Source organism: Yoonia maritima, from assembly GCF_043641945.1.
Classification (GTDB): Bacteria; Pseudomonadota; Alphaproteobacteria; order Rhodobacterales; family Rhodobacteraceae; genus Yoonia; species Yoonia maritima_B.
Map to the genome: position 1 here is coordinate 383,713 of NZ_JBHZRX010000004.1, position 10,819 is coordinate 394,531.

The following is a 10,819-nucleotide window of genomic DNA, read 5'->3' on the forward strand; positions in this document are numbered from 1 at the left end:
CCAAAATTTCGATCTTGGCCTCTTAGCACTGCATGCGGCCAAGGCAAAATAGCCACCAAGCGGATTTCTGCGAATGCATTACAAATCGTGACAATCACGCAATGGCATGGGCATAACAAACTGACCTAGTGTTTGGTTGCGCTCAAAAGACTGGCTTCGTGCAGTTTTAGTGTGCGGCGCGCTGATTTATTGAATTTCTCAGGCGATGTAACCAGCTCGGGGAACAATGCGACCAGTTCGTCGTATGTCTCTTGTTCTTGTTGTTGCACGCTTTCGGAAGACACAAGAAAGCTCTCGCTTGGAACGCCCTCTGCATAAATGATCTCATGGCGTTCAAACACGATGTGGAAGTATTCCACTTCGGTCCCGAATTTTTGGTAAATCGTGTCACCGTTGACCAAATGCTTCGCCGCGACCAAGACTTCGCCTTCGCCGAACATGATTTCGGACTGCCAGCCCGCCATGAGCATACGGTGCTGCGGAGAAACCAGCAGGTCACGTTCATTACCCAAGGCCCCCTTTGAAATAACGATCGGTGCAAATCGTCCGGTCGCAGGCACTTTGCGCGAAACGACGTGCAAGACAGGCTGCACACCGTTATCCACTGTATGAACCATGTCGCCAGCTCGCAGGTCTTCGACCTCGACTTCGCCACGCGTCGTAGAAATCCTGCTGCCACGCACAAAGCAGGCAAGGTTCACGTTATCCGTCCGCAGATCGCCAGCTACCGCACCAACAAGGGTGATCGACCCACCAGCAAGCGATGTATTGTCGCTAAAATCACCAACAGATTGGTTCAGAATGCCGTCATCTTCCAGATCGGCACGAGCCTCATTAATGTCAGTATAGTAAGGCGACAGATCGAGAAAGTCGTTGTTGGTTTGGTCGCCGTCACCCAGCACCTGACCAGTGCCAGTGTTAAAGTCTGTGATTACGTCATCGCCATCACCGACGCTGTAAACAAACGTATCGTTACCTTCGCCACCGGTCAAAGTGTCATTATCCGCCCCGCCGATGATGGTGTCGTTGCCGCCACCGCCGTCAATCGTATCGTTGCCGGCACCACCATCGATGACATCATTCCCCTCAACGCCGGCGGCTACACCAGTGGTGGAATAGTCAGGATCGGGGGCGCCATTGAGCATCGATGACGTCAATAGGTTTTGAGATCCGCCTCCAGTATCAGGACCGCTGACGGTTGCGCCTAGGACGTTCCCACCGCCATTCTCCCAGTATCGGATTTGGATGGTGTAGGTCTCGTTAGGATCCAACGTAATAGTACCGCTACGCGTCGTATCAGGTTGGTGAAAGTCATTGTTCAGGTAACTATTGTCACCTATCGGGGACGACTGGCTATCCCAAATGACCGGATTACCTGCTGAATCAAATATCTGGAGCGTAGAACCGTCATCAGAGCTTGTTGAAAATGTATACGAGCCCCCAACATTCACAGAAATTGTATTCGTATATATCACGCCGAAGTCGTTCGGGTTACCTCCAGCACTGCGGATAGTGTTGGTTATCCCTTCGACATCAAAGTCGGTAACGTAACCAGAGGCCGTCCGCTCGGCAGGATTGCTACCAATATCAAATGCCTGATTAGAACTCGAACCAAAATCGTGATCATATGTCTCGTAGTGCCAGGCATTCCCAACCGGACCGTCGCCCTGCAGAACATCATCGCCAGCACCGCCATTGATCACATCAGAGCCAAGCCCGCCAGTCAGCTGGTCAGCACTAGAGGTTCCAGTGATCGTCTGATCTTGTTCCGTGGCCGGATTGCTGCTGTCATTATCTGCCATATTGGCGGCCCTCGTACATTTTGCGGCGGCTACATGCGACACACAAGCTCGTTACAGCTTACTCAATAAACCTATGGCAACTCAAAGCGTAAGGGCCATTCATCACCAAATAAACCCTAGACAAATTCAGGAAGCGCGATAATATCCCGCGCCTCACACGTAGCCCAACCAACGAGTTACCCGACCACGTTGAATTCTGGTCCGTACGGATAGCGCGTGATGTCCTCATTCCCATGCTCGGTGACGAACAAAATGTCATGCTCTCGGTAACCGCCAGCACCTGGCTGTCCCTCGGCGATTGTCAGCATGGGCTCCATCGAAATTACCATGCCGGGTTCAAGAACGGTGTCGATGTCTTCACGCAGCTCGAGCCCTGCTTCGCGACCGTAGTAGTGCGACAGCACGCCAAATGAATGCCCATATCCAAAGGTACGGTATTGCAGCAGATCACGTTCCTCAAAGAATGCGTTGATCTTGGCTGTTACGTCAGAACACTTTGCACCCGGCACCAACAGCGACATGCCGTATTCGTGTGCAGCAATGTTTGCTTCCCATATAGCAAGGCTCGCGTCATCGACCTCGCCTACGAACAGTGTCCGCTCGAGCGCTGTGTAATACCCGTTGATCATCGGAAAAGTGTTCAGGGACAGAATATCACCCTGCTCTAACACGCGACTCGTCACGGGGTTATGCGCGCCGTCCGTGTTGATCCCCGATTGGAACCAAACCCACGTATCGCGGTATTCTGCATCGGGGAAACGCTTCGCGATCTCAAGCTCCATCGCGTCACGACCTGCCATTGCGACGTCTATCTCACGGGTGCCGGGTTTGATCGCATCTCGAATAGCAAAACCACCCACATCAGCAACAGCAGCACCGGCGCGGATCAGGTCCAGCTCTGCTTGCGACTTATGCATCCGTTGTAGCATTGTCGCCGGGGCAATGTCAGTCATTGCAGTGGGGGCCATGAATGCCTTTAGCTTTTCATGCTGAAGCAGCGTCAGGTGATCACCTTCATACCCCACATGCCGGCCCTGCCCCGTCACCGAGACGATCGCACGCCAGTAATTGTCACGCTCCCAATCCGTGTAGGTGATGTTGTCGCCATAACAGCGCCGCCAAGGCTGCGCGGCATCAATCCCCGCACTAATCGTTACGCAATCCGCCTGCGTCACAACCAGCCCATAAGGCCGCCCAAAAGCGCAGTATAAGAACCCCGAATAATAGGCGATGTTGTGCATCGAAGTGAAAACAGCGGCATCAAGCCCCTGTTGCGCCATAATAAGACGCAGGCCAGCCAGCCGAGCTTCGTATTCAGAAGCAGCAAATGGCAGGACTTCGGCACCTTGGTGAAAACGGTAAAATTGCGGACGTGCAGTCATGTCAGACCCTCGTGAAAAGGTCCCGGCGTTCAGGACATCATGTATGGAATCACAACGACGCCATCGTTGTTGTTCAAATGCTAAGCTGCGGGCGCACCCAAATCAATATTGATCAGTTGGATGGTTACTTAGAAGAGCAACAAGAATGACCTACTTAAACCTAGGAGTCCTCATTTCCGCTTAATAAGGAATTATCGCCTACGGTCGTAGTGCTATCGAATGCTATTTCGGACGCCGTCTCTCCAAACCGCATGGGCTATGGTAGTAGTAATCATCGTCTTGTTTCACCAAGACGGCCAAGTTCGAATTACCATCGCTGTTGTCAAATCCATGCAACACAATTGATCGACAAAAAGGCGTATTCTCGAGTGTTATTCTTAAATCTCCTTGGCCGACATGTTGCGCCGTTTTAACTGTTATTCGAGTACCTGATTTGCCTGCAAACAATTCTTGTGTCGCGTCTACAATTCTCGCTCTTTTGCTGGATATCGTTTCTTCGCCTGAGGGCTGGTTCGCTTCGCGCATTTCCGACTTGGCTAGCTCCAGAGTCGATAAGTTTTCTCTATCGGTACACTCAACAGTCCAGGCTTTTGCTTCTAATCTTGGACGGCCAAGCGCAAAATAGAATGCTATTCCATCAGTTTTGCGGAATGGTCCCGGCGTTAGAACTGGGGCTATAGACGTCAAGCGTTTGCCAACCAACTCCGCTAGCACACCGTCAAATGCTATTTCGATCTCTTGAGAAGACCGCAGCTCATCGGTTTGAGCAGTTTGTTCGCCTACAAGCCGAGGAAAAAGCTGACCAACTGTTCTCTCATCAAATTTCTGACCATCCGGCTTGCACTTCTTGCTTTTTGGAAGTGCTAGGTCGTCGCCAGTCAACTGTTCATAAGCCAGACTTGAGACATATCTAAACTCTTCAAAGAAGACATCCTCCAAGTCGTCCAAATTTGCTAGGCTTTCTGGGTCAGCAATTGCCGCCTCAAAAACATCACGCCCACGTGAAATTAGCCAATCACAAAAGTAATCAAAACCATCATCCGAGCATCCACCATTAATAATATATGCTGCGGCCCACAAATCCCAACGATACGCGCGGTCCAGAGCATCTTGGTATCTAGCTGCAAACATTGATATGATTTCGGGGGTTTTCTTTAATAACGCCAACCGAAGAAGTTCATCTTGACCGTCGCGGCCAGCCCCACGCGTATCGTCAATGATCTTCCAAAAGGTTTCATAATCAAGTATTTCCATCGCCAAGTCTAACCCCAATTTATTAGTATAAAATCAACTTCGAGAGCCTATTCTCAGCAGGCAATCCTGTCACTAGTCGCTCACAATGACGCTACAATCAGCTCAACTCACCGGCCGTCAGGATATTCCGCCGGCCCTTTCATCTCGAGCTTATTGCCGAATGGGTCAAAGATGTAGAACGAATGCCCGACACCGCGCGCGCCTCCGTGTTGGGCTTCGCGGTCGATCGTGACTCCGTGCGCTGATAAATGCGACCGCATGTCATCGGGGTCAAAAGGGCTGGTAGCGATGCACACGTGATCTACGTTCCGCCCGCCGGCTACAGGCGGCACTGCGCTGGCCGCCCCCGGATGGGTCATATCCCACAACACGATCAGTGCGGCACCCGCCCAAACCTGTTCCATTCCCATCGCGGGATAGGAATAGCCGGGAACGCAGCCAAGCACATCTTGATAAAACGCCAGCGCTTTGGGCATGTCGTCAACAATGAACACCACGTGGTCAATACCGACCAACGAAAATGGCGGTTTGCTCATGCGATGTCCCACTCTGGGCACCACGGGCCATTCACAAGCCGCATACCGCGTTCTAGGCCTTCGATCCGTTTTAGTTCTTCTGGCGTTAGTTGCAGATCAGCGGCGGCTAGATTTTCACGAATGCGGTCAGGATTACCCGATGAAGGGATGACGATGTGCCCTTCGGACAACAGCCATGCCAAGGCGACCTGACTAGCTGTCGCCCCATGGTTTTGGCCAATTGTCGTCAGAACAGGATCGTCAACAACAGCACCACGCGCAAGCGGAGAAAACGCGGTTAGCGGAATGCCCTTAGCGCGGCAATAATCCACGATGGGTTTGTTTTGCATGAATACATGCAGTTCGACTTGGTTAGTAAGGATCGGACGATCACCCAGTAATTCCAACGCACGATCCATGTATCGCTTCGTAAAGTTCGATACGCCGATGTTACGGCACAAACCTGCCTCATAGACCGCCGCAAATTGCGCCATGTAGTCTTCGATTTCATATTCGTCGTTGATCGAAGGATAGTGCAACAGAAGCAAATCAACCGGACCAACGCCCAGTCTTTCTAGCGATGCTTCAACATGTGGACGGATTTGACCGGGGCCAAAGCTCTCGGGCGCGACCTTGGTGGTCACCCACAGCTCATCACGTGTCAGGCCAAAGTCGGCAATTGCGCGACCGACGTGTTCTTCGTTCTGGTAACCCTCTGCGCCATCAATATGGCGATACCCGGCCCGCAAGGCAGACAGCGTACCGTCATATGCAGCATCACCGGGCCTGTTCCACGTGCCGTAGCCCAAAAGCGGTATGATTTTCATGCGTTTCCTCCCCTTATCAAAGGGGACTATAACGATTACGTTAAGTAAACCAAGTCCCGAAAATCAGGTCAGGACAAACGTGTCCCTAAATCCAAACCGCGCAGCACGTCCTCGGCTGACATTGCTTTCTTGCCCTGCCGCTGCGCACGTGTGATCTCAACAGCGCCCGACCCGCAAGCGATGATGAAGCCGTCTAAAACAGTGCCGGGTTCTGCGTCTTTAGGGACAGTGCGGCTGGCGAGAAGTTTAACGCGTTCGCCAGCAACATCACACCACGCGCCGGGAAACGGCGAAAGGCCGCGGATTAGGCGGTCGACGTCTTCAGCGGGCTGCGTCCAATCCACCCGTGCTTCCGCTTTGTCGATCTTGGCGGCATAGGTCACACCGTCCTCGGGTTGAACCTGCGGTGAAAGCTGATCCAATCGGTCCAGCGCTTGCACGATCAGATCGGCACCCAACGCAGACAAGCGATCATGTAACTCTCCGGTAGTTTCTTCGGCACCGATGTCAAAGGCCTCACGCAACAATACGGGGCCTGTATCCAACCCGGCCTCCATCTGCATGATGCAAACGCCAGTCTGTGCATCACCCGCCATGATCGCACGGTGGATTGGCGCAGCACCACGCCAGCGTGGAAGCAAAGACGCGTGAATGTTCAGGCAACCATGCCGAGGCGCATCCAGAACGACCTGTGGCAAGATCAGACCGTATGCGACGACCACCGCGATATCTGCATTTAGCGCTGCGAATTCTTGTTGGGCCTCCGGCACCTTTAACGAAACCGGGTATCGTACAGTCAGACCCAATGTCTCTGCACGTTGCTGGACAGGACTTGGGCGGTCTTTTTTGCCGCGCCCCGCTGGGCGCGGGGGCTGGCAATAAACGGCCACGACGTCGTGCCCTGCGTCAACCAAAGCATCCAAGACTGGCACCGAAAAATCGGGCGTTCCCATAAAGACGACACGCATCTTGAACCTCTTTCTTACTTTCAGTTTCGCGCAACGGCATAGATCAAATTTAGCTAAATTTGATCGCCCCCCCTAACCTCGGTTCAGCTTGCGCGCCTTTTTAATCAGCATATCGCGCTTCATTTTCGTCAGGTGATCAAAGAACATCTTACCCGCAAGATGGTCAATCTGGTGCTGGACGGAGGTTGCCCAAAGGCCAACAAAATCGCGATCTTCCTGAACGCCTTGTTCGTTCAAAAACCGAACAGTCACAGCACGCGGACGCGACACCTTTGCCCAAACACCCGGCAAATTTGGCGACCCTTCTTCGTGGACGCGCGGCTCTACACTGGCGTGAAGAACTTCTGGGTTCGCCATCCGCACGGCCTGTCCACGCCCCTCGGACGCATCAACAACCGCCAATGCCAACCCGATACCAAGCTGAGGTGCCGCCAACCCGACGCCGGGCATCGTATCCATCGCAACGATCATCTCATCCCAGATGGCGCGGGTTTCGTCTGTGATCGCGGTCACTGGCGCGGCCTTCGTGCGCAATGCCTCGTGCGGCCACATCACGTAAGGGCGGTGCATCATAGTTCTATCCCAGTATCGGTGATTAAAATGCCGTTCAGGTGATCCAATTCGTGACAGGCACAAATCGCCTGCATGCCGTCAAACCGCGCGGCTTGGACGGCGCCATTTACTGACTGCCAGCGCATTTCGACCCAGACGGGGCGCGGCACGTCAAAGCTACGGTCAGGGATCGACAGGCAACCTTCGGTCCCAGTTTGCGTTTCGTCCGACTGTGACGTGATCTGCGGGTTCACGAAGACAAGCGGTGTCGGCTCGGCATATTTCCACGTGACATCTGTCACGAAAATCCGTTGGCTAATCCCGACCTGCGGGGCAGCCAAGCCACGACCGGGCGCGGCATACATCGTTTCCAGCATATCATCGGCCAATTGCGCCAAGGCTGCATCAAAGGTGTCGATCGCTGTCGCAACTTCGCGCAGCACCGGATCGCCGTCAAAACGCAGGTCCAGAACGGCCAACGCCCTAGCCCCGCGCCATTTCGCGTTTCAGCTTTTGCATCTTGCGAGTGATCATCTGGCGCTTAAGCGGCTTCAGGTAATCAATGAACAGTTTCCCATCCAAGTGATCAATCTCATGCTGCACGCATGTCGCCCACAACCCGTCGAACTTTTCGCGCTGAGTTTTACCATCGAGGTTCAGCCATTCTACCTCGACCTCTGCTGGGCGCTCGACCTCGGCGTATTGATCAGGGATCGAAAGACAGCCTTCGTCGTAGACGCTGCGTTCATCCGACGACCACACGACCTGCGGATTGATCAGGACCATGGGCGCAGGTGTCGCGCCTTCGTCTTTTTCGCAATCCATAACAATCATGCGCAGCATCTGCGCAACCTGTGGTGCCGCGAGCCCGATACCGGGTGCATCATACATCGTTTCCAACATGTCATCAGCCAAACGACGGATGTCGTCCGACACCGATGCGACGGGTGCTGTCACCTTCTTGAGCCGAGGATCAGGGTGAATAAGAATATTTCGTAAAGCCATGCGGGTGATCTAATCGCTAACCCGGTGTACCGCAAGAAGGGGGTACAATATCGCGCTTGCACATGGCCCTTCATCTGCGCGACCCTGCGCAAATCAGCCAAGGAGAGCCCCATGACATTCGATACCCCTGTTGATCGCCGAAACACCCATTGTGTCAAATGGGACGGGATGGAAAGCATCTATGGTGTTTCCCCCGATGAAGGTATCGCAATGTGGGTCGCCGATATGGAGTTCCGCGCGCCTGACCCAATCAAAAAAGCCGTCCAAGACATGGTGGATCACGGCGTCTATGGGTATTTTGGTGACGAAAGCAAATACCGCGCGGCCATTCAGTGGTGGATGCAGGAACGGCACGGCTGGACCATTGATCCGTCGTGGATTTTCACCACCCATGGTCTGGTGAATGGCACCGCGCTTTGCATCGATGCGTTTACACAACCCGGCGACGGCGTCGTGCTGTTCACGCCCGTCTATCATGCCTTTGCACGAGTCATTCATGCTGCTAACCGGCAAGTTGTCGAATGCGAATTGGTCAACAACGATGGCCGCTATGAAATGGATTTCGACGCCTATGATGCGCAGATGTTGGGCAACGAACGGATGCTTATCCTGTGTTCGCCGCATAACCCCGGCGGGCGCGTCTGGACAAAGGCAGAATTAGAAGGCGTCGCGGCATTTGCTAAACGGCACGACCTGATCCTTGTGTCTGACGAAATCCACCACGATCTAACCATGCCCGGCCAAACGCACATCCCGATGCGCCACATCGACGGTATTACTGATCGGCTCGTGATGATGACGGCCACCACCAAGACGTTCAACATCGCAGGAAGCCATTCCGGCAACGTCATCATCGAAGACCCCGATCTTCGTGCAAAATTCAGTGGGCGGATGGCCGCGCTTGGGATTTCGGCAAACAGCTTTGGCCTACACATGGCGACGGCTGCGTATTCCCCCGAAGGTGCTGCTTGGGTCGATGAATTACGTGAATATTTGAACGAGAACCGCAAGATTTTCGACGCCGGGATCAACGCGATCCCCGGCCTTTCGTCAATGCCGCTTGAGGCAACCTACCTTGCCTGGGTCGATTTCTCGGGCACAGGCATGACCCGCGAAGAATTCACCAACCGCGTTGAACAAACCGCCAAGATCGCGGCCAATCATGGCCCGACGTTCGGGACCGGCGGCGATAACTTCCTAAGGTTTAACCTAGGCGCACCCAAAGCACAGATCGAAGACGCCATCGCACGGATGCAAAAGGCGTTCAGCGACCTTCAGTAAGAATACCTTAGCGCTCCAGCAAACCTGCTGGAGCGAACTCTGGCATGACATAATCGGCAGCAGGCCGGTCCGTCACTGGGCGCAGCCATTTGAATTCAAAGACGCGTTCATTATCTTCAGCGACTGACGATACGACAAGACACTGATAAAGGTGCTTTGGCCCATCATAAATATCGACGTGGCCGCGCAAACGATCTGACGCGTCAAGGTCCAGGGCGAATCCCCCATCCCAGAACCGACGTATCCGATACGTGTCATCGCCGTCGTGCACCGACAAACGATCCTTGCGTTTTAGTGCAGCTTTACGGGCTTCTTCCAAGCCCAGGCGCACCGCCTCTGGCAAAAACTCATACATACTTCCCCCTCCTAATACGCACTAGCATGCCCACAGAACTGTAAACATCAAGTAACGAATTTCCCCAAGAGGTAGGAAATTGGTATTAGTTACGCCTTTCGAACTGGCCTCAACACATGCGGTTTAGCCGCGTCATAAAGCGCGGAATCCGGAAAACCATTGGAATCCGACAGCGCAGGACCGACCATAATCAGTGCTGTACGCGTAATTTTTGCGGCGCGCACTTTTTCGCGGACATCCATCAGCGTGCCGCGAATAATCAGCTGATCCGGCCAACCAACACGGTATACCACCGCAACAGGGCAGTCCTCGCCATAGTATGGCGCAAGCTGGCGCTCGATCTCACGTAACGCACGAATACCAAGGTGGATCGCCAAGGTGGCACCGGTCCGGGCAAAATTTTCTAGCGTCTCGCCTTCGGGCATACCTGTCGATTTCATCGACATCCGCGTCAGGATGATAGACTGCGCAACCTCTGGCACCGTTAACTCAGTCCCCAGCGCCGCAGCAGCTGCGGCATAGGCTGGCACACCGGGAACAATCTGATAGTCAATTCCGTCAGCCTTTAGCCGGCGTATTTGCTCTGCAATCGCACCGTATAGCGATGGATCGCCCGAATGCACACGCGCAACGTTCAGCCCCTTTGCATGGGCCGCCAGAATTTCAGCATGGGTTTCATCCAGCGTCATTGGGGCGGTGTCCATCACATGCGCATCGTCAGGTGCGCAGGCCACAACGGCCTCTGGCACCAAAGACCCGGCATATAGACAAACCGGGCATTCGCCGATCAGCCGTGCTGCCTTAAGCGTCAACAACTCCGGATCACCCGGACCGGCGCCGATAAAAAATACTGTCATCTTGTCTCCTTGGGATGGCGG

At 53.8% G+C, this 10,819-nt stretch carries 12 protein-coding genes; 1 reads left to right on the plus strand and 11 read right to left on the minus strand.

Going from position 1 to position 10,819, the window contains the following annotated elements:
* Nucleotides 1–125: 125 nt before the first annotated feature.
* From ACHUEV_RS11455 to def (ACHUEV_RS11495), 9 genes are all read right to left on the minus strand, one after another.
* Complete coding sequence (locus ACHUEV_RS11455) at nt 126–1,802, minus strand: Hint domain-containing protein (RefSeq protein WP_394179944.1); 1,677 nt, start codon at nt 1,800–1,802, stop codon at nt 126–128.
* A 176-nt stretch (nt 1,803–1,978) separates the two neighbouring features.
* Nucleotides 1,979–3,184 carry an aminopeptidase P family protein gene (locus tag ACHUEV_RS11460; protein WP_394179946.1) on the minus strand — a complete coding sequence of 402 codons (1,206 nt, stop codon included), beginning with the start codon at nt 3,182–3,184 and terminating at the stop codon, nt 1,979–1,981.
* A 222-nt stretch (nt 3,185–3,406) separates the two neighbouring features.
* Entirely contained in the window at nt 3,407–4,438 is a 1,032-nt protein-coding gene (locus ACHUEV_RS11465) for a DUF4240 domain-containing protein (RefSeq protein ID WP_394180191.1), read from the minus strand.
* A gap of 107 nt (nt 4,439–4,545) precedes the next feature.
* Complete coding sequence (locus ACHUEV_RS11470; RefSeq protein WP_394179948.1) at nt 4,546–4,974, minus strand: VOC family protein; 429 nt, start codon at nt 4,972–4,974, stop codon at nt 4,546–4,548.
* Complete coding sequence (locus tag ACHUEV_RS11475) at nt 4,971–5,780, minus strand: aldo/keto reductase (protein WP_394179950.1); 810 nt, start codon at nt 5,778–5,780, stop codon at nt 4,971–4,973. Before ACHUEV_RS11475 ends, ACHUEV_RS11470 begins: the two co-directional genes overlap by 4 nt.
* Nucleotides 5,781–5,848: 68 nt before the next feature.
* Complete coding sequence (gene fmt / locus ACHUEV_RS11480; protein ID WP_394179952.1) at nt 5,849–6,748, minus strand: methionyl-tRNA formyltransferase; 900 nt, start codon at nt 6,746–6,748, stop codon at nt 5,849–5,851.
* 72 nt (nt 6,749–6,820) lie between these two features.
* On the minus strand, nt 6,821–7,321 hold the full coding sequence (gene def, locus ACHUEV_RS11485; RefSeq protein ID WP_394179954.1) for a peptide deformylase: 501 nt from the start codon (nt 7,319–7,321) through the stop codon (nt 6,821–6,823).
* Nucleotides 7,318–7,779, minus strand: a complete 462-nt coding sequence (gene def, locus ACHUEV_RS11490) for a peptide deformylase (RefSeq protein WP_394179956.1) — start codon at nt 7,777–7,779, stop codon at nt 7,318–7,320. The genes def (ACHUEV_RS11485) and def (ACHUEV_RS11490) overlap by 4 nt, the downstream gene beginning before the upstream one ends.
* Nucleotides 7,780–7,783: 4 nt before the next feature.
* Nucleotides 7,784–8,305: a peptide deformylase gene (gene def, locus ACHUEV_RS11495; RefSeq protein WP_106357895.1), complete on the minus strand. Its 522-nt coding sequence runs from the start codon at nt 8,303–8,305 to the stop codon at nt 7,784–7,786.
* 111 nt (nt 8,306–8,416) lie between these two features.
* On the opposite strand from def (ACHUEV_RS11495), the gene ACHUEV_RS11500 reads away from it, so the two are divergent.
* On the plus strand, nt 8,417–9,586 hold the full coding sequence (locus ACHUEV_RS11500) for a MalY/PatB family protein (RefSeq protein ID WP_394179959.1): 1,170 nt from the start codon (nt 8,417–8,419) through the stop codon (nt 9,584–9,586).
* Nucleotides 9,587–9,593: 7 nt separating this feature from the next.
* Here the strand turns inward: ACHUEV_RS11500 and ACHUEV_RS11505 are convergent, their stop codons facing one another.
* Together ACHUEV_RS11505 and cobM are read right to left on the minus strand one after the other, a co-directional pair.
* A complete protein-coding gene (locus ACHUEV_RS11505) occupies nt 9,594–9,941 on the minus strand; it encodes a hypothetical protein (protein WP_106357897.1) in 348 nt (115 codons plus the stop codon).
* Between the two features lie 89 nt (nt 9,942–10,030).
* Nucleotides 10,031–10,798: a precorrin-4 C(11)-methyltransferase gene (gene cobM / locus ACHUEV_RS11510; protein ID WP_394179961.1), complete on the minus strand. Its 768-nt coding sequence runs from the start codon at nt 10,796–10,798 to the stop codon at nt 10,031–10,033.
* Between the last annotated feature and the right edge of the window lie 21 nt (nt 10,799–10,819).

Coding starts and splice junctions, on each gene's coding strand:
- ACHUEV_RS11455 (WP_394179944.1), bottom strand. CDS start 1,802: ATGGCAGATAATGACAGCAGCAATCCGGCCACGGAACAAGATCAGACG.
- ACHUEV_RS11475 (WP_394179950.1), bottom strand. CDS start 5,780: ATGAAAATCATACCGCTTTTGGGCTACGGCACGTGGAACAGGCCCGGT.
- ACHUEV_RS11500 (WP_394179959.1), top strand. CDS start 8,417: ATGACATTCGATACCCCTGTTGATCGCCGAAACACCCATTGTGTCAAA.
- def (WP_106357895.1), bottom strand. CDS start 8,305: ATGGCTTTACGAAATATTCTTATTCACCCTGATCCTCGGCTCAAGAAG.
- ACHUEV_RS11470 (WP_394179948.1), bottom strand. CDS start 4,974: ATGAGCAAACCGCCATTTTCGTTGGTCGGTATTGACCACGTGGTGTTC.
- ACHUEV_RS11460 (WP_394179946.1), bottom strand. CDS start 3,184: ATGACTGCACGTCCGCAATTTTACCGTTTTCACCAAGGTGCCGAAGTC.
- fmt (WP_394179952.1), bottom strand. CDS start 6,748: ATGCGTGTCGTCTTTATGGGAACGCCCGATTTTTCGGTGCCAGTCTTG.
- ACHUEV_RS11505 (WP_106357897.1), bottom strand. CDS start 9,941: ATGTATGAGTTTTTGCCAGAGGCGGTGCGCCTGGGCTTGGAAGAAGCC.
- ACHUEV_RS11465 (WP_394180191.1), bottom strand. CDS start 4,438: ATGGAAATACTTGATTATGAAACCTTTTGGAAGATCATTGACGATACG.
- def (WP_394179954.1), bottom strand. CDS start 7,321: ATGATGCACCGCCCTTACGTGATGTGGCCGCACGAGGCATTGCGCACG.
- cobM (WP_394179961.1), bottom strand. CDS start 10,798: ATGACAGTATTTTTTATCGGCGCCGGTCCGGGTGATCCGGAGTTGTTG.